This window comes from Pseudomonas idahonensis, from assembly GCF_037903935.1.
GTDB lineage: Bacteria > Pseudomonadota > Gammaproteobacteria > Pseudomonadales > Pseudomonadaceae > Aquipseudomonas > Aquipseudomonas danubii.
In genome coordinates this window covers 2,231,877-2,251,933 of the sequence record NZ_CP149586.1, presented here as the reverse complement: position 1 = coordinate 2,251,933, position 20,057 = coordinate 2,231,877, and the positions used below count along the sequence as shown (strand labels likewise).

General features: G+C 60.5%; 15 protein-coding genes. 6 read left to right on the top strand and 9 right to left on the bottom strand.

Going from position 1 to position 20,057, the window contains the following annotated elements; genetic code table 11:
* Positions 1-231 precede the first annotated feature (231 nt).
* Positions 232-1,524 carry an MFS transporter gene (locus WIN67_RS10230; RefSeq protein WP_339071147.1) on the top strand — a complete coding sequence of 431 codons (1,293 nt, stop codon included), beginning with the start codon at positions 232-234 and terminating at the stop codon, positions 1,522-1,524.
* 110 nt (positions 1,525-1,634) lie between these two features.
* On the opposite strand, the gene WIN67_RS10225 is transcribed toward WIN67_RS10230, so the two are convergent.
* Positions 1,635-3,098 carry a glyceraldehyde-3-phosphate dehydrogenase gene (locus WIN67_RS10225; protein WP_102863767.1) on the bottom strand — a complete coding sequence of 488 codons (1,464 nt, stop codon included), beginning with the start codon at positions 3,096-3,098 and terminating at the stop codon, positions 1,635-1,637.
* A gap of 354 nt (positions 3,099-3,452) precedes the next feature.
* On the opposite strand from WIN67_RS10225, the gene mfd reads away from it, so the two are divergent.
* Genes mfd through WIN67_RS10210 form a run of 3 tightly spaced genes read left to right on the top strand, consistent with a single transcriptional unit; the run spans position 3,453 to position 10,181 of the window.
* Positions 3,453-6,902 (top strand): transcription-repair coupling factor, encoded by a 3,450-nt coding sequence (mfd, locus tag WIN67_RS10220; RefSeq protein ID WP_213665007.1) that lies wholly within the window; start codon positions 3,453-3,455, stop codon positions 6,900-6,902.
* 10 nt (positions 6,903-6,912) lie between these two features.
* A complete protein-coding gene (locus WIN67_RS10215; protein ID WP_339071146.1) occupies positions 6,913-7,479 on the top strand; it encodes a CsiV family protein in 567 nt (188 codons plus the stop codon).
* Between the two features lie 11 nt (positions 7,480-7,490).
* Complete coding sequence (locus tag WIN67_RS10210; protein ID WP_253084528.1) at positions 7,491-10,181, top strand: DEAD/DEAH box helicase; 2,691 nt, start codon at positions 7,491-7,493, stop codon at positions 10,179-10,181.
* Between the two features lie 51 nt (positions 10,182-10,232).
* Here WIN67_RS10210 and nagZ read toward each other — a convergent pair whose 3' ends face one another.
* On the bottom strand, positions 10,233-11,231 hold the full coding sequence (gene nagZ, locus WIN67_RS10205) for a beta-N-acetylhexosaminidase (RefSeq protein WP_339071698.1): 999 nt from the start codon (positions 11,229-11,231) through the stop codon (positions 10,233-10,235).
* A gap of 199 nt (positions 11,232-11,430) precedes the next feature.
* Entirely contained in the window at positions 11,431-12,138 is a 708-nt protein-coding gene (locus tag WIN67_RS10200; protein WP_339071145.1) for a TetR/AcrR family transcriptional regulator, read from the bottom strand.
* A 251-nt stretch (positions 12,139-12,389) separates the two neighbouring features.
* Here WIN67_RS10200 and lexA point away from each other — a divergent pair, with 251 nt between their 5' ends.
* A complete protein-coding gene (lexA, locus tag WIN67_RS10195) occupies positions 12,390-12,995 on the top strand; it encodes a transcriptional repressor LexA (RefSeq protein WP_102863772.1) in 606 nt (201 codons plus the stop codon).
* Between the two features lie 10 nt (positions 12,996-13,005).
* Complete coding sequence (gene sulA / locus WIN67_RS10190) at positions 13,006-13,479, top strand: SOS-induced cell division inhibitor SulA (RefSeq protein ID WP_102863773.1); 474 nt, start codon at positions 13,006-13,008, stop codon at positions 13,477-13,479.
* Positions 13,480-13,585: 106 nt separating this feature from the next.
* Here the strand turns inward: sulA and WIN67_RS10185 are convergent, their stop codons facing one another.
* The 6 genes from WIN67_RS10185 to topA all read right to left on the bottom strand — a co-directional run bounded on the left by WIN67_RS10185 (position 13,586) and on the right by topA (position 19,950).
* Complete coding sequence (locus tag WIN67_RS10185; RefSeq protein WP_102864101.1) at positions 13,586-13,819, bottom strand: hypothetical protein; 234 nt, start codon at positions 13,817-13,819, stop codon at positions 13,586-13,588.
* Positions 13,820-13,976: 157 nt separating this feature from the next.
* The gene (locus WIN67_RS10180; protein WP_339071144.1) at positions 13,977-14,534 is read right to left on the bottom strand and encodes a LemA family protein; all 558 of its coding nucleotides are present in this window, start codon (positions 14,532-14,534) and stop codon (positions 13,977-13,979) included.
* A gap of 3 nt (positions 14,535-14,537) precedes the next feature.
* Positions 14,538-15,554, bottom strand: coding sequence for a hypothetical protein (locus tag WIN67_RS10175; protein ID WP_339071143.1), 1,017 nt, complete (start codon positions 15,552-15,554; stop codon positions 14,538-14,540).
* Positions 15,554-16,597 (bottom strand): hypothetical protein, encoded by a 1,044-nt coding sequence (locus WIN67_RS10170; protein WP_339071142.1) that lies wholly within the window; start codon positions 16,595-16,597, stop codon positions 15,554-15,556. The genes WIN67_RS10175 and WIN67_RS10170 overlap by 1 nt, the downstream gene beginning before the upstream one ends.
* A 50-nt stretch (positions 16,598-16,647) precedes the next feature.
* On the bottom strand, positions 16,648-17,172 hold the full coding sequence (locus WIN67_RS10165) for a DUF6586 family protein (RefSeq protein WP_102879018.1): 525 nt from the start codon (positions 17,170-17,172) through the stop codon (positions 16,648-16,650).
* A 165-nt stretch (positions 17,173-17,337) separates the two neighbouring features.
* On the bottom strand, positions 17,338-19,950 hold the full coding sequence (gene topA, locus WIN67_RS10160) for a type I DNA topoisomerase (RefSeq protein ID WP_339071141.1): 2,613 nt from the start codon (positions 19,948-19,950) through the stop codon (positions 17,338-17,340).
* Positions 19,951-20,057: the final 107 nt, after the last annotated feature.

Genomic DNA, 20,057 nt, shown 5'->3' with positions numbered 1-20,057 from the left:
GGCCATTATGCGACAGACGGATGCGGCATGCGCGCCAGGCCTGCCAGCCTGGCCGGCACCAGAAGCTTGACCCAGAGCCATCGCGCAGCACCCAAGAGTTTTTGTTGCCTGACGCCACCAGCACACATATTGTTACAAAACTGTTCAGCGTGCCGCCTCGCGCCCCACCTTTGCAGTGAGGACGAGTACTGACCAGGGATTGCTAACAAAACAGCCAAAGTGAGTGAAAAAATGTCCACGACCACGGGCAAAGGCAAGGCGATCTTTCGCGTTGTCAGCGGCAACTTTCTCGAGATGTTCGACTTCATGGTCTATGGCTTCTACGCCACGGCAATCGCCAAGACCTTCTTTCCGGCCGACAGCGCCTTCGCTTCATTGATGCTGTCCCTGGCCACTTTCGGCGCCGGCTTCCTGATGCGTCCACTGGGAGCAATCTTCCTCGGCGCCTACATCGACCGTCACGGCCGCCGCCAGGGCCTGATCATTACCCTGGTGCTGATGGCCGCGGGCACTGTGCTGATTGCCTGCGTGCCGGGCTACGCCACTCTCGGCGTCGCCGCTCCGCTGCTGGTGCTGCTGGGTCGCTTGCTGCAGGGCTTCTCCGCTGGCGTGGAACTGGGTGGCGTGTCGGTGTACCTGGCCGAGATCTCGACACCGGGCCGCAAGGGCTTCTTCGTCAGCTGGCAATCGGCAAGCCAACAGGCGGCCGTGGTGTTTGCCGGCTTACTGGGGGTGGGTCTGAACCACTGGCTGAGCCCCCAACAAATGGGTGACTGGGGCTGGCGCGTGCCGTTCCTGGTGGGCTGCATGATTGTTCCGGCCATCTTCATGATCCGCCGTTCTCTCGAGGAAACACCCGAGTTCCAGGCCCGCAAACATCGCCCCACCCTGCAGGAAGTCATCCGCTCCATCAGTCAGAACTTCGGAGTCGTCATTGCCGGCATGGCCTTGGTGGTGATGACCACCGTGTCCTTCTACCTGATCACCGCCTACACCCCGACCTTTGGCAAGGCCGAGCTGCACTTGTCGGACTTCGACGCCCTGCTGGTGACTGTGTGCATCGGCCTGTCGAACTTCTTCTGGCTGCCGGTCATGGGCTCGCTGTCGGACCGCATCGGTCGTAAACCGCTGCTGCTGGGCGCCACCATCCTGGCCATCTTCACCGCTTACCCGGCGCTGTCATGGCTGGTGGCCAACGCCAGCTTCAGCCACCTGCTGATCGTCGAGCTGTGGCTGTCCTTCCTCTATGGCTCGTACAACGGCGCGATGGTGGTGGCCCTGACTGAAATCATGCCGGTGGAAGTGCGCACCACCGGCTTCTCGCTGGCCTACAGCCTGGCAACCGCAACCTTCGGCGGCTTTACCCCGGCGGCCTGCACCTACCTGATCCACGTTCTGGGCAACCAGGCCGCACCGGGCATCTGGCTCAGCGGCGCGGCGGTGCTGGGGCTGATTGCGACACTGGTGCTGTTCCGTGGCGACCGCCACGAACTGCGTACAGCGCAGGCGGCTGGCAGCGCCTGACAGCCAACAGCGCGGACAAGTTGGCACCTACAAATGACGCCGGCCTCGTAGGCGAAAGCCACAAACAAAAACGCCCCGACAAGTCGGGGCGTTTTCATTTCAGCAGTCGCTTAGCGTGGGAATGCTGGCGGGTTGACCCCGGCCATGTCTTCCATCACGCGCACAACCTGGCAGCTGTAACCGAACTCGTTGTCGTACCAGACGTACAGAACAACGCGGTTGTCCTGAACGATGGTCGCTTCAGCGTCGACAACACCGGCGTGACGCGAACCCACGAAGTCAGTGGACACCACTTCCTGCGAATTGACGAAGTCGATTTGCTTATGCAGATCGGAGTGCAGCGCCATGTAGCGCAGGTACTCGTTCATCTCTTCACGGGTGGCGGCTTTCTCAAGGTTCAGATTGAGAATGGCCATCGACACGTTTGGCGTTGGAACGCGGATCGCGTTACCGGTCAGCTTGCCGGCCAGCTCAGGCAAGGCCTTGGCAGCAGCGGTAGCAGCACCCGTCTCGGTGATCACCATGTTCAGCGCGGCGCTACGGCCACGGCGATCGCCCTTGTGGAAGTTGTCGATCAAGTTCTGGTCGTTGGTGTACGAGTGAACGGTTTCAACGTGACCGTTGATGATGCCGAACTTGTCATTCACAGCCTTGAGCACCGGCACGATGGCGTTGGTGGTGCAGGAAGCGGCGGACACGATCTTGTCGTCAGCAGTGATTTCGTTGTGGTTGATACCGTGAACGATGTTCTTCAGCTTGCCTTTGCCAGGCGCGGTCAGGACCACGCGGTCGATACCCGGGCAGGTCAGGTGCTGGCCCAGGCCGTCGGCATCACGCCATACACCGGTGTTGTCCACCAGCAGCGCGTTCTTGATCCCGTACTGGGTGTAGTCCACCTCGGTCGGGTTCTTCGCGTAGATCACCTGGATCAGGTTGCCGTTGGCGGTGATGGTGTTGTTTTCTTCGTCGATGGTGATGGTGCCGTTGAACGAACCGTGTACCGAATCGCGACGCAGCAGGCTGGCGCGCTTGGTCAGGTCGTTTTCGGCGCCTTTGCGCACCACGATGGCGCGCAGACGCAGGCCGTCGCCACCACCGGTTTTCTCGATCAGGATGCGCGCCAGCAGACGGCCGATACGACCGAAGCCGTACAGGACAACGTCAGTGCCTTTGCGGGCCGAAGCGTTTTGCTGGCCAACCACGTCAGCCATTTCTTCACGCACGAACTGCTCGGCGCTGCGGCCATTGCCTTCGTTACGGAATTTGAACGCCAACTTGCCCAGGTCTACCGAAGCTGCGCCGAGCTTGAGCTCGCTCATTGCTTTGAGCAGAGGGAATGTTTCGTGGACGGAGAGTTCGCTGTCGTCGGAGGAGCGATGGCGAGCAAAGCGATGAGCTTTGAGAATCGCGATGACAGACTGGTTGATCAGGCTGCGGCCATAGATCGAGCTCACCACATTGTTATTGCGGTAGAGCTGACCGATAAGCGGAATCATCGCTTCTGCGAGTGCTTCACGGTCGATCCATTCACCAAGACACTGGTCGGGCTTCTGAGTCACGGGAACCTTCCACATGTAGGGGCAGAAAAAAGGGGCTACATTATGACGCCGAGTCCCTCTCGTAGCAATGCGCGCCTGTCGTGCGGAACGCAACAAAAAGCCCTTGCAAAAAAACACCACTATGCTGGAGGCCAGTAAAACCGCGGCTTCCAGCCGCGTCAATTTTTTGGACAGCCAAGCAACCTGTATGTAACCCTCCGTAACACCAAGCAAATTCGGCACTACATTTCCGCCAAAAAAGCACATTTTGTTGTCATAGCCACTACATTTGCCCTGACCGGCGTAATAGACGCATCAGCCACTGACAGTGGCCACCCGGGGCCGTTACAATTACCGACTTTCGTCGCAACGCTTGGAGCTTGACCGTCCGTGCCCGTCCTGCGTCTACCGCTACTCCCTGCCGCCGCCGGTAAACAGCATTGGGGCAACCTGCCCGGTGCCGCCCTGAGCCTGGCCATCGCCGAAGCCGCCAGCGCCGCCAAGCGCTTTACCCTCCTGCTGACCGCCGACAGCCAAAGCGCTGACCGGCTGGAACAGGAGCTGGGCTTCTTCGCCCCGGATCTGCCGGTGCTGCATTTCCCCGACTGGGAAACCCTGCCCTACGACCTGTTCTCGCCGCACCAGGACATCATTTCCCAGCGCATCGCCAGCCTCTACCGGCTGCCGGAGCTGGAGCACGGCGTACTGGTGGTGCCGATCACCACCGCCCTGCACCGCCTGGCGCCGACCCAGTTCCTGCTGGGCAGCAGCCTGGTACTGGACGTTGGCCAGAAGCTCGATGTGGAACAGATGCGCACGCGCCTGGAGGCCAGCGGCTATCGCTACGTCGATACAGTCTATGAGCACGGCGAATTCACCGTGCGCGGCGCCTTGATCGACCTGTTCCCCATGGGCAGCAAGTTGCCTTACCGCATCGACCTGTTCGACGACGAAATCGAGACCCTGCGCACCTTCGACCCAGAGAACCAGCGCTCCATCGACAAGGTCGACTCGGTGCGCCTGCTGCCGGCCAAGGAATTCCCTCTGCAGAAAGAAGCGGTGACCCGCTTCAAGGCGCGCTTTCGCGAACGCTTCGACGTGGACTTCCGCCGCTGCCCGATCTTCCAGGACCTGAGCAGCGGGATTACCCCGGCCGGTATCGAGTACTACCTGCCGCTGTTCTTCGAAGAGACTTCGACCCTGTTCGACTACCTGCCCCAGGACACCCAAGTGTTCTCCCTGCCGGGCATCGAACAGGCCGCGGAAAACTTCTGGAACGATGTACGCAACCGCTATGAAGAGCGCCGCGTCGATCCATCGCGCCCGCTCCTGCCTCCGGCGGAACTGTTCCTGCCGGTGGAAGACTGCTTCGCCCGCCTGAAAAACTGGCCACGGGTGGTGGCCAGCCAGCAGGACATCGAAACCGGCGTCGGCCGCGAGCGTTTCCCGGCCCACGAATTGCCCAACCTGGCCATCGAGGCCAAGGCCAACCAGCCGCTGGCGGCGCTCTCGGGCTTCCTCGACGAGTTCCCCGGCCGGGTGTTGTTCACCGCCGAATCCGCCGGCCGCCGGGAAGTGCTGCTGGAGCTGCTGGAACGCCTCAAGCTGCGGCCGAAGACCGTCGACAGCTGGCCGGATTTCGTCGCCAGCAAGGAGCGCCTGGCGATCACCATTGCCCCTCTGGACGAGGGACTGGTATTGGACGATCCAGCCCTGGCCCTGGTGGCGGAAAGCCCACTGTTCGGCCAGCGGGTGATGCAGCGTCGGCGCCGGGAAAAACGCGCCGACGCCAATAACGATGCAGTGATCAAGAACCTCACCGAGCTGCGCGAAGGCGCGCCGGTGGTGCACATCGACCACGGTGTCGGCCGCTACCTGGGTCTGGCGACCCTGGAGATCGACAACCAGGCCGCCGAGTTCCTGACCCTGGAATACGCAGAGGGCGCCAAGCTCTATGTGCCAGTGGCCAACCTGCACCTGATCGCCCGCTACACCGGCAGCGACGACGCCCTGGCGCCGTTGCACCGCCTGGGCTCGGAAGCCTGGCAGAAAGCCAAGCGCAAGGCCGCCGAGCAAGTGCGCGATGTGGCCGCCGAGCTGCTGGACATCTATGCCCGGCGCGCCGCCCGCGAAGGTTACGCCTTCGCCGATCCGAAGGCCGACTACGCCACCTTCAGCGCCGGCTTCCCCTTCGAGGAAACCCCGGACCAGCAGAGCACCATCGAAGCGGTGCGCGAGGACATGCTCTCGGGCAAACCGATGGACCGCCTGGTCTGTGGCGACGTCGGCTTCGGCAAGACCGAAGTGGCCATGCGCGCCGCTTTCATTGCGGTCCACGGCGGCAAGCAAGTGGCCATCCTGGTGCCCACCACCCTGCTCGCCCAACAGCACTACAACAGCTTCCGCGACCGCTTCGCCGACTGGCCGGTGACCGTGGAGGTGATGAGCCGCTTCAAGTCGGCCAAGGAAGTGAACGCCGCGGTGGCGGACCTGGCCGAAGGCAAGATCGACATCGTCATCGGCACCCACAAGCTGCTGCAGGACGATGTGAAGATCAAGAACCTGGGGCTGGTGATCATCGACGAAGAACACCGCTTCGGGGTGCGCCAGAAGGAACAGCTCAAGGCCCTGCGCAGTGAAGTCGACATCCTCACCCTGACCGCCACGCCGATCCCGCGAACCCTGAACATGGCCGTCTCGGGCATGCGCGACTTGTCGATCATCGCCACGCCGCCGGCGCGACGCCTGTCGGTCCGCACCTTTGTCATGGAGCAGAACAAGAGCACGGTCAAAGAGGCCCTGCTGCGTGAACTGCTGCGTGGCGGCCAGGTGTACTACCTGCACAACGACGTGAAAACCATCGAGAAATGCGCCGCCGACCTGGCCGAACTGGTGCCCGAAGCACGGATCGGCATCGGCCATGGGCAGATGCGCGAACGCGAACTCGAACAGGTGATGAGCGACTTCTACCACAAGCGCTTCAACGTGCTGATCGCCTCGACCATCATCGAGACCGGGATCGACGTGCCGAGCGCCAACACCATCATCATCGAGCGCGCCGACAAGTTCGGCCTGGCCCAGTTGCACCAGTTGCGCGGTCGGGTCGGGCGCAGCCACCACCAGGCCTACGCATACCTCTTGACGCCACCGCGTCAGCAAATCACCCCGGACGCTGAAAAGCGCCTGGAAGCCATCGCCAATACCCAGGACCTGGGGGCCGGTTTCGTCCTGGCCACCAACGACCTGGAAATTCGCGGCGCCGGCGAGCTGCTGGGCGACGGCCAGAGCGGGCAGATCCAGGCTGTGGGCTTCACCCTTTATATGGAGATGCTCGAGCGCGCGGTGAAGGCCATCCGCAAGGGCGAACAGCCGAACCTCGACCAGCCCCTGGGCGGCGGCCCGGAAATCAACCTGCGCCTGCCGGCGTTGATTCCCGAGGACTACCTACCGGATGTCCACGCCCGCCTGATCCTCTACAAGCGCATCGCCTCGGCAACCGACGAAGACGGCTTGAAGGACCTGCAAGTGGAGATGATCGACCGCTTCGGCCTGCTGCCCGAGCCCACCAAGAACCTGGTCCGCCTGACACTGCTGAAACTCCAGGCCGAAACCCTGGGAATCAAGAAGGTCGACGGCGGCCCGCAAGGCGGGCGCATCGAATTTGCCGCGGATACGCCGGTGGACCCATTGGCACTGATCAAACTGATTCAGAGCCAGCCCAAACGCTACAAATTCGAAGGCGCAACCCTGTTCAAGTTCATGGTGCCTATGGAGCGCCCGGAAGAGCGCTTTAATACATTGGAGGCACTGTTTGAACGCCTCACCCCGAAAACTGCTTGAAGGACGCCCCATGCGCCTGTTCCGCTCCCTGACCCTGCTCCTGACCCTGGTCGCGCCCATGGCGCTTGCCGACGATCTGTACCAGGTGGAAATGATCCTTGTCCGGCAGAATGCCGAGCCGCAGATCATAAGCCGCGCCGCTCCGGAAGACTGGGCCGCCGGCGCTCAACGCCTGAGCCCGGAAAGCCAGCGCACGCCCGCCCTGGGCGGGATCGTCGAGAAGCTCAATGCCAGTGGCAACTACAGCGTGCTGCTGCACAAGGCCTGGCAGCAGACCCTGGGGGAAACCCCGGTCAAGGTGGCCCTCAGCGACGGGCCGGAACTGTTCGGCCAGTTCCCCATCGAAGGCACCCTGAACCTCAAGCTCGGGCGCTTCACCGATGTGGACGCAGACTTCTGGATCAACCAGATCGACAGCAATGGCCTGGTTACCCGCAGCGAACGCCTGAAGCAGCAAAGCCACACCAAAAACGGTCAGCTCAACTACCTGGACAACGGCCACCTGGCGCTGCTGATCAAGATCACCTCGCTCACCGCACCGGCGCCGCGCCCTGCTCCAACTGAAATACCGGACTGATCGAAGTCCCTATGACCCCGCCCCTGACCAAACCCCTGGCCCCGTCCTGGGTCAATCGCTTCAAGGAACAAACCTTGGAGCGCGGCCGGCGTTACGCCCTGGAAAGACGTGTACGCATCGTTACCGCTGCAGACAGCGCTATCACTGCCAGCTGCGAAGGCTCCGGTGGCAATGTCTATCGGCAGCACATCAGCCTGCGAGAATCGAGCAAGGGCAACCTGCTGCTGATCGACGCCCATTGCACCTGCCCGGTCCGCAGCAACTGCAAACACATCGCCGCCGTGCTGTTGCAAGTGGAAGAAACCCTGGCCTATCCCGCCGCAGCCAAGGATGCCGAGCTGCTGGAAAAGCTCTCCGCGGTACTCGACAGCCGCCGCCCCGCAGCGCTGCCACAGCACTTGCTGGAGGATGTGCAACCCGTGCCGCGCCTGTGGCTGGCAAGCATCGAATTCAGCGCTTTCGAACCACGCAACGGCAAGATGCAGCGCTATATCCAGCACCGCGCCGCACTGTCATTCAACTACATGGGCGAACACGTCAGCGGCCAGAAGAATGCCGATGTGATCATCCGCCAGGAACATCAGACCCTGCGTATAAAGCGCCACCCCGAGCGTGAGCAAGGCTGGCGCGAGCAACTGCGAAACCTGGGTTTCAAGATCGCCACCCGGCAGAGCAAGGCGTTACCGGAAAGCGCCGGCGAGCTGTTCGAGATGGTCAACGACAGCGCCTGGCTGACCTTCACCCTCAATGAGCTGCCCAAGCTGCGCAACCAGGGCTGGGAGCTGCAGATCGACGAAGGCTTCGGCTTCGACCTGACAGCCGTGGACGACTGGTACGCCAGCGTCGACGAAGCCCCAGGGCGCGACTGGTTCGACCTGGAACTGGGGATCATCGTCAATGGCGAGCGCCTGAGCCTGCTGCCGATCCTACTTAACCTGATGCGCTCCCACACCGAACTCCTCAACCCGGAACGCCTGGCCAGGCGCCGTGACGATGAGTTGATCCTGGTGAACATTCCCAACCGACCCAATTCCTTGCACGGCCCGCTGCAAGTGGCACTGCCCTACGGCCGCCTGAAACCGGTGCTGGCAACCCTGGGGGAGTTCTATCTGCAGGAGCCCGGAGAAACCGCCCTGCGCCTGAGCAGTGCCGATGCCACACGCCTGAACCCACTGCAGGACCTGCCACTGCTCTGGGAAGGTGGCGAGCATATCCGCACCTTTGCCCAGCGCCTGCGCGACATCAAGGACTACTCGGCGCCGGTGCCAGAAGGGTTGAATGCCACCCTGCGCCCCTATCAGCAGGAAGGCTTGAGCTGGATGCAGTCCCTGCGCCAGCTGGAAGTGGGCGGCATCCTCGCCGATGACATGGGCCTGGGCAAAACCCTGCAGACCCTGGCGCACATCCTCAGCGAGAAAAACGCCGGCCGCCTGGACCGCCCTTGCATGGTGGTCATGCCCACCAGCCTGATTCCCAACTGGCTGGACGAAGCGGCGCACTTCACCCCGCAACTCAAGGTTCTGGCGCTGTATGGCGCGGGACGCAAGAAACACTTCGCGCAACTGGCCGACTACGACCTGCTGCTGACCACCTATGCACTGCTGCCCAAGGATGTTGAACTGCTGGCCGCGCAGCCCTTGCACGTACTGATCCTCGACGAGGCGCAGTACATCAAGAACCCGTCGAGCAAGGCCGCCCAAGCCGCACGCGAACTCAACGCCCGGCAGCGCCTGTGCCTGTCTGGCACGCCCCTGGAAAACCACCTTGGAGAACTCTGGTCGCTGTTCCACTTCCTGTTGCCGGGCTGGCTTGGCGATGCCAGGAGCTTCAACCGCGACTACCGGGTGCCGATCGAAAAGCACGCCAGCGAAGTGCGCCTGCAGCACCTCAACGGCCGGATCAAACCCTTCCTGCTACGCCGCACCAAGGAGCAAGTGGCCACTGAGCTGCCACCCAAGACCGAGATCATCCATTGGGTCGAACTCAATGAGGCGCAACGGGACGTCTACGAAACCATGCGCCTGGCCATGGACAAGAAAGTCCGCGACGAGATCACCCGCAAGGGCGTGGCGCGCAGCCAGATCATCATCCTCGAAGCCCTGCTCAAACTGCGCCAGGTGTGCTGCGACCTGCGCCTGGTCAACGACTCGCCCCCGGCGCGGGGCAGCTCGTCGGGCAAACTCGACAGCCTGATGGAGATGCTTGAGGAGTTGTTCGAAGAAGGCCGGCGCATTCTGCTGTTTTCGCAGTTCACCTCGATGCTGAGCCTGATCGAAGCCGAGCTCAAACGACGCAAAATCGCCTACGCCCTGCTCACCGGCCAGACCCGGGATCGGCGCACGCCGGTGCGGGATTTCCAGAGCGGCAAGCTGCAGATCTTTTTGATCAGCCTCAAAGCGGGCGGCGTGGGCCTGAATCTGACCGAGGCCGACACCGTGATCCACTACGATCCGTGGTGGAACCCGGCGACCGAGAGCCAGGCTACCGACCGCGCCTACCGCATCGGCCAGGAAAAGCCGGTGTTCGTCTACAAGCTGATTGCCCGGGGCACCGTGGAGGAGAAGATCCAGCTCCTGCAACAAGAGAAGTCGGACCTGGCGGCAGGCGTACTGGACGGGCGCAAGGCCGGCGACTGGAAGCTGCAGAGTGAAGACATCGAAGCCCTGTTCGCACCGTTGCCGGACAACAAAGCCGGCCGCTGACCCGATATGGGCACCCGGGAATTGCTCCTGGTGCCCATTAGTCAGGCGTCCTCAGTCAATCAGTTGGGCAGCCCTCAACGCCTCCAGGGCCTTGAGCCAGCGAGGGTCCTGCTTGTACTCGACATTGGCAAACGCCTGACCACGCATCCGTGCAATGCGCGGCGGCGGCTGCACTTTCAGGCGCTGCGCCGCGCTCAATGCCAGCTCGGCCGCAGCACGGTCATTGCACACCAGGCCCATGTCACAACCGGCACCAAGAGCGGCTTCGATCCGGCTCGCGGCATCCCCCACCACGTGAGCGCCGGCCATGGACAAGTCATCACTGAAGATCACCCCGTCAAATTGCAGTTCGCCACGCAGGATGTCCTGCAACCAGCGCCGAGAGAAACCGGCCGGCTGGGGGTCGACTTGCGGGTAGATCACATGAGCCGGCATCACTGCCGCCAGTTGCTTGCTCAGGCGCGCAAATGGCAGCAGGTCCTTGGCACGAATCTCCTCCAGACTCCGCTCGTCATTGGGGATCGCCACATGGGAATCGGCCTCGGCCCAGCCATGCCCGGGAAAATGCTTGCCCGTGGCCGCCATCCCGGCGCTGTTCATGCCTCGGATAAAGGCACCGGCCAACAGCGCCGCGCGCTCCGCATCTCCCTCGAAAGCCCGGCTACCCACCACCGCACTGCGCTGATGATCAAGGTCCAGGACCGGAGCGAAGCTCAGATCCAGGCCCACAGCCAGCACTTCGGTGGCCATGATCCAGCCACACTGTTCAGCCAGGTATTCGGCATTCGGGTTATCCGCGAGGGCGCGCATGGCCGGCAGACGAACAAAGCCCTGGCGTAGCCGCTGTACCCGGCCACCTTCCTGATCCACCGCCAATAGCAGATCAGGACGGATGGCGCGGATCGCCGCACTGAGCTCACGCACCTGGCGCGGATGCTCGATATTGCGAGCAAAGATGATCAATCCACCCACTTGCGGCTGGCGCAGGAGTTGGCGATCTTCAGCCGTCAGCCAAGTACCGGCGACGTCCACCATCAAGGAGCCTTGCAGGCCAACGGTCATAAAATTTCCTTAATCACAAATACGCGCGCCATCTGCGATGGCTTCCTGGCGACGCAGACAAGGCCGTATCCACGAGGGACACAGCCGAGCCGATCGACATCGACGAGAGGAAAGCACAGGGGTAAAAACGGGAATCGGCATGGGCGGCTAGCTTAGCGGATGTAAGCTGTCGCGCCCACCCGTGAGGTCAAGCCTTGGCGACTGCCGGGGCCGACTTGCTACGCGGCTTGAGCTGAGCGCTAGCCATGGCTTCGTCCGTGACCCCGGTTTCGGCACGCATGCCGGCGGCGAGGAACGGCACCATCAGCCGCATCACCTGCTCGATGGAAGTACTGACCCCGAAATCGGTCTCGGCGATGGCGCGCAATGCCTTGATCCCGGACATGCTGAAGGCCGCAGCACCCAGCATGAAGTGCACACGCCAGAACAACTCGATGGGCGGAATACGCGGCGCCGCTTCGTTAACCAGCAACATATAACGGCGGAATACCTTGCCGTACATGTCTTCCAGATAACGCCGCAAATGGCCCTGGCTCTGACTAAAGGCCAGTCCCAGCAGACGCATGAAGATCGACAGGTCGTTACCACTACGAGGCTGCACCACCAGCGCCTGTTCGACGAGGATTTCCAACAGTTCCTCAAGACTAGGCTTGCTGTCCGGTTTTGACTGCCGCCGCTCCAGCTCGCGATCAAGACTGATGCAGAAAGGTCCAAGGAAGCGCGAGAACACTGCCTGGATCAACGCCTTCTTGGAACCGAAATGATAGTTGACTGCCGCCAGGTTGACCCCGGCCTTGCTGGTGATCAGCCGCAACGAGGTTTCGGCAAAACCTTTTTCCGCGAACAACTGCTCGGCAGCATCGAGAATGCGTTCAACGGTTTCCGACTGGGCCATGGCTACTCCGCCTGACAAACACTTGTTTGAAACATACGTTTCAGGCTCTGCAATGTCAAGCCTGCCGGCCTCTGCAGAGGCCGTACGGCGCGCTATTTAATCATACCTACCGACCTCTGTAGCCAGCCTTCGGCAACGGATTCCAGCATCAGGATGATGACCGCCCGGTAGCCCCCAGAAAAAGGAGGATTGCCAAGTGACACTCACTGTATATAATCCCAGTCACTGTATAAAAAGACAGAGCGATCGACATGCTAAAACTGACGCCACGCCAAGCTGAGATTCTGGCTTTTATCAAACGCTGCCTCGAAGACAACGGGTATCCCCCCACCCGTGCCGAAATTGCCCAGGAGCTGGGCTTCAAGTCACCCAATGCCGCCGAAGAACACCTCAAGGCTCTGGCCCGCAAAGGCGCTATCGAGATGACTCCGGGAGCCTCTCGCGGCATTCGCATCCCCGGTTTTGAAGCCAAAACCGACGACTCGCTACCCATCATTGGTCGTGTCGCCGCCGGCGCCCCCATTCTCGCCCAACAGCACATCGAAGAGTCCTGCAACATTAACCCGACCTTCTTTAATCCTCGCGCCGACTACTTGCTTCGGGTCCAAGGCATGAGCATGAAAGACATCGGCATCTTCGACGGCGACCTGCTCGCGGTGCATACCACCCGCGAAGCTCGTAATGGCCAGATTGTAGTCGCGCGCATCGGCGATGAAGTCACGGTCAAGCGCTTCAAGCGCGAAGGCAGCAAGGTCTGGCTGATCGCCGAGAATCCGGAATTTGCCCCTATCGAAGTCAACCTGAAAGATCAGGAACTGGTGATCGAAGGCTTGAGTGTCGGCGTCATTCGCCGCTAAAGGAGGCTCCATGCAGTTCCCCCAGACACCACAGCAAGCACAACTACCACTGTTCGAAGCGTTCCTGGCCCAGCCACTGGCGCCCGTACTCAAGGAAGCGGTCGAATCGCCCTGGAACAACGATCCAGAAGCCTTCAGTGAACTGTCGCTCCGCGGCGCCACCGGGAACTGCCTGAACCTTCTGGCCCCCATCCTCAGGGAGCTGAGCCAGGATCAGGACGCCCGCTGGCTGACCCTGATCGCCCCTCCATCCAGCCTGACCCAAAGCTGGTTGCGGGAGGCTGGACTGAATCGCGAGCGCATCCTGCTGCTGCATCCACGGGGTAATCAAAGCCCGCAGCAGCTCGCTTGTGAAGCCTTAAGACTGGGCCGCAGCCATACCGTGGTCAGTTGGCTGAACCCGCTAAGCGGCAGTGCTCGGCAACAATTGATCAGTGCCGCACGCACGGGTGATGCGCAAAGCCTGAATATTCGCCTGGGATAAATACCGGGAAGTCACAGTAAATGCGCTTGAATGACGCAAGGCTTCTCCAGGATTGAGAAGCCGAAACAAATATGACGAATAACCGGAAGAAAACCGATAAACGGGTTTAGTGGAGAACCCGCGGACCGTCTTCCTTGTCGATTTCACCTTCAACCAAGCGTCCGGCCATCTGCACGCCGACGCTCAACATGGCCTTGGCAACTTCCACATGCTGACCTTGCAAAAAGACTTTGGCATCTTCGGAAAAATCCAAAGTAACCAGAGAACCCTCGTCCTCAGCTCTGCGCAGCTCAATACGACCGTCTGGCAATTCGACAATTTCTAGAAAGGACGTTGGCATAAAAGTCTGGTCTCCACGAAAGGCGGGGATTATATCAGTCATAACCCCCACCTCGCTCAGGATCTTGCATGGCAGCAGCTACTGCTCGACGCGCCACCTTCCCTTCTCCACCGATGTCCCCTAAGCCGAACCCGCCACAGAGGCGCAGCAGAGCCCCTCAGAAATTCGGCTTGTATTCAAAACCCGCCGACGCCTGGCTGTCGGAAAACGGCGTGACCAGTGACTTTTTCAGGGTCAACCGATTAACCAGCGAGCCGGGAAACAACTGAATGCTGTTATTGAAATGCTCCACATTCAGATTGAACAGGGTAATGGCGCCGCTGACATTGCCCTCCTGCTCGGCTACCTCACGCATCAGGTTGTTCATCAGCTCCGCAGACTTGAGCTCGGGATAGGCTTCAAACGCCAGGTTCAACCCTCCCAGCAACGCCTTGGTCTCCCGATCCACCGACTTCAACGCCTCACCATCCGCCACAGATGGCAAGCTGGTGATGGCGCTACGGAGCCCGACTATTTTCTCCAGCAACTGGCTTTCGTAATCCTGAAAACCGGCCACTTGCGGCTCAAGCACATCCAGCACCTTGATCCTCTGCCTCTGGTAGGTGAGCACATCCGACCAGGCCCGTTGCACGCGGTTATAAGCGCTGACGATCTTGTTGTAATGCACATAGGCAAGAACACCCAAGACAATCGCAATCACTAACAACAATTCCATACCCTACTGCTCCATATCATCGGTGACTGTCAGCGGAAGCTCGAAATTGTTGTCCTGCAACTCCGCCAACTCATGCACGAGGGCCATAACCGGAAAAAGGTTCGGCAATTTAAGCCCCTGCTTGATCTTTGCGTAGAAGCCCGGAAGGTCCTCAAGGGTTCCCGGGTCCTGATAGGCCATGACTTCGGCATCATCGAAGCTCAGACACAAGCGCCCCTGACTGGAAAACTCCAGATTCACATTCTTCAGCCGCCGACAAAGACCCAGCAAGAAAACCAGGGTGGTGGGCGTTGCGAACCTTGCGCAAGCCAGCTCACTCTCGCCACAAAACATGAAAGTCCTGTTGAAGTCATCGAAGGTAGTCTCGAAGACCTTGCGCTTGGTAATTTTTTTATCCGGGAGATTGCTGCGCACTTCCACGCCCCTCACCCAGGGGAACTCCACCACCAGGCTGAAGCGATCGAAGCTCTCATACACCCGCTCGGACTCGCCATCGGATTTTTTCTTGATATGAGAGTTCACATAACGCAGGTGGTGAAAGACAAAAGACAGCTCGTGCCGAGCTCCCTGATAGACCCCCTTGGCCGAAGCCTCAATACGACGACTGTCATTGCCACGGTCATAGTCATCAAACTCACCGCTCAATTGCCTGAAACGCTCATCAGCTGATCCACCCGGGTCCCACAGACCATTACTGAGGAACGAACATTTACGGGCTATCTTCTTCGGTAGCTCGTCAAAGGCCGCCTTACGGCTCATCCAGATGTACAGACTGGCAAAACCCAGGCACGCCGCGACAAACACCATCGGGATCACACCAGCCATGGCAGGCACGGCCGCAGCAATAGCCAGCATCAACAGCACCAGGGGCTGGGCATGATCGAATTTCAACCCACCTTTGAAGGTGCGGAGCTTGTCGATAACCTTCAGCAAATCCTCGTTTGACCTGGCGCGCGCAACTTCCGCGTCGCAGCTGGCCAACAAGCGGACCAGCTCGGCATCATGCTTGAGAAACTGCATCATTCTTCCTTGCTCAATTCGCCGGATTCGGAAGTCTGTGGAACGACAGCAGTAACAACATGACCGTCGTGCTGCTGGGCCAACCGCTCTATCTGTGCGAACAACGGATCCAACTTCGGCAACTCGATGCCAGCCTCGATCCGCTCACGAAAGACCGCCAGATCACTCAGCAACCCCGGATCGGCATAAGCCATGATGTCTTCATTGTTGAAGCTCAGGCAGAGCCGTCCCTGGCTGGAGAACTCCAGATTGACCCCATGGAGCTGGCGCGAAAGCTCCATCAACAGATCCAGCGTCGCAGGCGTGGCGAAGCGCTCGCAACAGGCGGGGTCAATGCCGCGCAGCACAAAGGTCTGATTGAAATCGTCGCGGTCGGTCTTGAAGGGCTGTCCAGACAGCGGTATTTCCAAGGGGCTGGATCGAACCGCAATCTCTCTCACCCAAGGGAAATCCACCACCAGACTGTAGCGGTGGTAGTTCGTGTAAACCGTCCTGAAGCCTCCGCTGGCCTCACGCTCGCGACTGGAGATCACATATCGTAGATGGTGATACTCGAATGCCAGCGAATGCCGCTCTCCTCGATACCCCCCCTGGAGCGAGTCCAGGATACGGCGCTGCTCAATCTCGCTGCCCCGCTGGTAATCAGTGAACTCGTTGTCCAGTCTCTTCAGACGCCAGTCGGCACTGCTGTCGAATTCGCTCAAGTCGTTGCCCAACATCATGCACTTGCGGGTAATGCTCGCCGCCAGATCCGTCAACGCCCCAGAGACGCCCTTGCTGACCCGGTAGCTGAAGAAACAAAGAGCCACAAACACCCAGAACATCCCGCCCATGCCATCCATCAACAACCCAGCCGCGAGCGCGGCAAACGCCAGCACCAGGAGCGTTATTGACTGCATATGATCGAATTCCAGGCCACCGGGGAATATCTCCAGCCGGTCGAGCACCTCCAGCAGATCCGCCTTGGACTGAGCGTTGATGACTCGCATCTGGCAATCGCTCAGCAGGCGAACTAGCGCTTGGTCACGCAAGAAGAACAACATAAATCTTCCTTGATCAATTAAACGCGTCGCGTATCAAGCGACGCTCAGGCTCAACACTCGTTCAAGCCATCTCGAAAACGAATGGCCAGGGCCTTGAGATTCTGCCGCCAACTTTCCAGCTCTTCCCGGCTCAGTTCCTGCTCCGACTCTTCCTCATCCAGATTGACCGCCACGATCAGCGGCTGGGTCACATCGCCCTTGGGCTTGTGCGGCGCTCGCGGTGGTTGAAAGAGTTCGCTGTAAGCGGATAGCAGTTGCGCCAGCCAGGTCTGCGGGCTCTGCGCCAATTCCACCAGCTCCGCCAGCTCGGGAATCGCAATGCTATCCAGCACTTCACGGCTAAGGATCTGCTCGACCCGCGCAGCATTGGCCTGCGGCAGCCGGTAGAACCCTGCAATTTCGTGGCATAGCCCCAGCAAGGCACCGTACAGGTGGAACAGCACCGATTCGCGCCCGGCCTGAACCTGTGCCTGGGCATTCATCGCCCGCCCCTCTTCGGCCCGGGCCAGGGACTCGAGGGCCAGGCCGGCAAAGTAGATTTTCTGATTGGTACGGGTATAGAGCTCGTGGGCCATGTAGGCAGCCTCCACTACAAGAAGAGAACCGGATGCGGACGGCACAGTTTCAAGGATCACTCCCGCGCACCGCAAGGCAAAAGAAAGGCCGCATGACTCCCAACGGAATCATGCGGCCCTGTACAGCGCTACATCGAGGAGCAAGCCCCTCGACACAAACAGTGCTTAGCGCTTGTCTTCGACCTTCCAGGTACCACCGTCGTAGAACGCACGCCAGCCGGTCGGCTTGCCATCAACCTCGGTCTGCACATACTGCTCCTTGGTCTTGCGGCTATAGCGCACCACCGCCGGACGACCGTCCGGGTCCTTTTTCGGCGCTTCGCAAAGGAAGTGGTACTTCGGATCAATTTCGTCCTTGTGCGGGATCAGCTCCAGCACCAGCGGAGCGCGGGTTTCACGGTTTTTCGGGAACTGACTGGCGGCCAGGAACAGACCCGAAGCACCATCGCGCAGGATGTAAGTGTCGTTGACCTTCTCGCATTTGAGCTCAGGCATCTTCACCGGGTCCATCTTCGGCGGCGCCGCGTCGCCGCTTTTCAGCAGCTTGCGAGTGTTCTTGCAGGTCGGATTGGTGCAACCGAAGAACTTGCCGAAACGACCTGTCTTGAGCTGCATCTCGCTCCCGCACTTGTCGCATTCCAGGCTCGGGCCTTCATAGCCCTTGATCCGGTAGCTGCCCTCTTCGATCTCGTAACCGGCGCAATCCGGGTTGTTACCGCAGATGTGCAGCTTGCGCTTTTCATCCAGCAGGTAAGCGTCCATCGCCGTGCTGCAGATCGGGCAACGGTGCTTGCCGCGCAGTACCAGGGATTCAGACTCGCCCTCGTCGTCCGCAGCGATCTCATCGCCCGGCACCAGGTTGACGGTGGCCTTGCATCGCTCCTTCGGAGGCAGGCTGTAGCCCGAGCAACCCAGGAACACGCCGGTGGAAGCGGTACGAATCTGCATCGGCCGACCGCAGGTCTGGCAGGGAATATCGGTCATCACCGGCTGGTTGGCGCGCATGCCGGTGTCAGCACCCTCGGCCACTTCGAGTTTCTTCTTGAAGTCGCCGTAGAACTCGTCAAGGACGCTCTTCCAGTCGCGCTCGCCCTGGGCCACGTCATCGAGGTTCTCTTCCATGCCGGCGGTGAAGCCGTAGTCCATGAGGTTGGAGAAGCTTTCGGAGAGACGCTCAGTGACGATGTCACCCATCTTTTCCGAATAGAACCGACGGTTGTGCAGGGTTACGTAGCCGCGATCCTGAATGGTCGAAATGATCGCCGCATAGGTCGAAGGACGACCGATGCCGCGTTTTTCCATTTCCTTCACCAGGCTGGCTTCGGAATAGCGCGCCGGCGGCTTGGTGAAGTGCTGGCTTGGGTCGAGCTTGATCAACTTCAGCACTTCGCCCTGCGCCATGTCCGGCAGCACATCGTCATCACCTGGCTTGCTGATCTGCGGCATGACCCGGGTGTAGCCGTCGAACTTGAGGATGCGGCCCTTGGCGCGCAGCTCGAAGTCGCCAGCGGCCACGCTGACGGTAGTGGACAGGTATTGCGCCGGCAGCATCTGGCAAGCAACGAACTGACGCCAGATCAGCTCGTAGAGCCGCTCAGCGTCACGTTCCATGCCCGACAGTTTGCTTGGATGGGTGTTCACGTCGGACGGACGAATCGCTTCGTGCGCCTCTTGGGCCCCTTCCTTGCTGCTGTAGACGTTGGGCGAGGCCGGCAGGTACTTGTTGCCGAACTCGTCTTCGATATAGGTCCGCGCCATCGCCACGGCATCAGCCGAGAGGTTGGTGGAGTCGGTACGCATATAGGTGATGTAGCCAGCTTCATACAGACGCTGGGCCATCATCATGGTCTTCTTCACCCCGAAGCCCAGGCGGTTGCTCGCGGCCTGCTGCAGGGTGGAGGTAATAAATGGCGCCGACGGCTTGCTGCTGGTGGGTTTGTCTTCGCGCTTGGCGACGCTATAGGCCGAAGCCTTGAGCTTCTCCAGGGCAGCCATGGCCTGTGTTTCATTGAGCGGCTTGAAGGCCTCGCCGTTTTCACGGGCCACTTCAAAACGCACATTCGAACCCTTGGCGGTGCCCAGATCAGCGTGTACTTCCCAGTATTCTTCAGGGATGAAGGCACGAATCTCGCGCTCGCGCTCCACCACCAGCTTCACGGCAACCGACTGCACACGACCGGCGGACAGGCCACGGGCAATCTTCGCCCACAGCAGCGGCGAGACCATGTAGCCCACCACGCGATCAAGAAAGCGACGGGCCTGCTGAGCGTTGACCCGATGAATATCCAGCTCGCCGGGCTGGGAGAAGGCTTCCTGGATCGCCTTCTTGGTGATTTCGTTGAACACCACGCGCTTGTAGCGGCTGTCGTCACCGCCGATGGCTTCCCGCAGGTGCCAGGCGATGGCTTCCCCTTCGCGGTCCAAGTCCGTTGCGAGATAGATGGTGTCGGCATCCTTGGCAAGGCGGCGCAGCTCTTCAATGACCTTTTCCTTGCCGGGAAGGATTTCGTACTTGGCCTTCCAGCCGTGCTCGGGGTCGACGCCCATGCGTGAAACCAGCTGCTTGCGCGCTTTTTCCTTCGGCGACAAGGCCGGGGCTTCGCCCGCAGCGGCCTTGCCACGCTTGGCGGCTGGCTCTTTGGCGGCGCTCGCCGAACCGCTGGTGGGCAGGTCTCGGATATGGCCGATACTCGACTTCACCACGTATTGGTTGCCCAAGTACTTGTTGATGGTCTTGGCCTTAGCCGGGGATTCCACAATGACCAGCGATTTGCCCATGGATCAGAAAATTCCTGAATTCGAGAAGTGAAAGGCGGTTGGCGCCTGACGCGGCCCCGCTATATATAGTGGCAACAAGGTGAGGTCAAGCGCAGGGTACTGCGCGA

What these genes read in the sequence shown, in the direction of transcription:
- WIN67_RS10230 (WP_339071147.1), top strand. Translation starts at nt 232, where the DNA reads ATGTCCACGACCACGGGCAAAGGCAAGGCGATCTTTCGCGTTGTCAGC.
- WIN67_RS10225 (WP_102863767.1), bottom strand. Translation starts at nt 3,098, where the DNA reads ATGTGGAAGGTTCCCGTGACTCAGAAGCCCGACCAGTGTCTTGGTGAA.
- WIN67_RS10215 (WP_339071146.1), top strand. Translation starts at nt 6,913, where the DNA reads ATGCGCCTGTTCCGCTCCCTGACCCTGCTCCTGACCCTGGTCGCGCCC.
- WIN67_RS10210 (WP_253084528.1), top strand. Translation starts at nt 7,491, where the DNA reads ATGACCCCGCCCCTGACCAAACCCCTGGCCCCGTCCTGGGTCAATCGC.
- WIN67_RS10200 (WP_339071145.1), bottom strand. Translation starts at nt 12,138, where the DNA reads ATGGCCCAGTCGGAAACCGTTGAACGCATTCTCGATGCTGCCGAGCAG.
- lexA (WP_102863772.1), top strand. Translation starts at nt 12,390, where the DNA reads ATGCTAAAACTGACGCCACGCCAAGCTGAGATTCTGGCTTTTATCAAA.
- sulA (WP_102863773.1), top strand. Translation starts at nt 13,006, where the DNA reads ATGCAGTTCCCCCAGACACCACAGCAAGCACAACTACCACTGTTCGAA.
- WIN67_RS10185 (WP_102864101.1), bottom strand. Translation starts at nt 13,819, where the DNA reads ATGCCAACGTCCTTTCTAGAAATTGTCGAATTGCCAGACGGTCGTATT.
- WIN67_RS10180 (WP_339071144.1), bottom strand. Translation starts at nt 14,534, where the DNA reads ATGGAATTGTTGTTAGTGATTGCGATTGTCTTGGGTGTTCTTGCCTAT.
- WIN67_RS10175 (WP_339071143.1), bottom strand. Translation starts at nt 15,554, where the DNA reads ATGCAGTTTCTCAAGCATGATGCCGAGCTGGTCCGCTTGTTGGCCAGC.
- WIN67_RS10170 (WP_339071142.1), bottom strand. Translation starts at nt 16,597, where the DNA reads ATGTTGTTCTTCTTGCGTGACCAAGCGCTAGTTCGCCTGCTGAGCGAT.
- WIN67_RS10165 (WP_102879018.1), bottom strand. Translation starts at nt 17,172, where the DNA reads ATGGCCCACGAGCTCTATACCCGTACCAATCAGAAAATCTACTTTGCC.
- topA (WP_339071141.1), bottom strand. Translation starts at nt 19,950, where the DNA reads ATGGGCAAATCGCTGGTCATTGTGGAATCCCCGGCTAAGGCCAAGACC.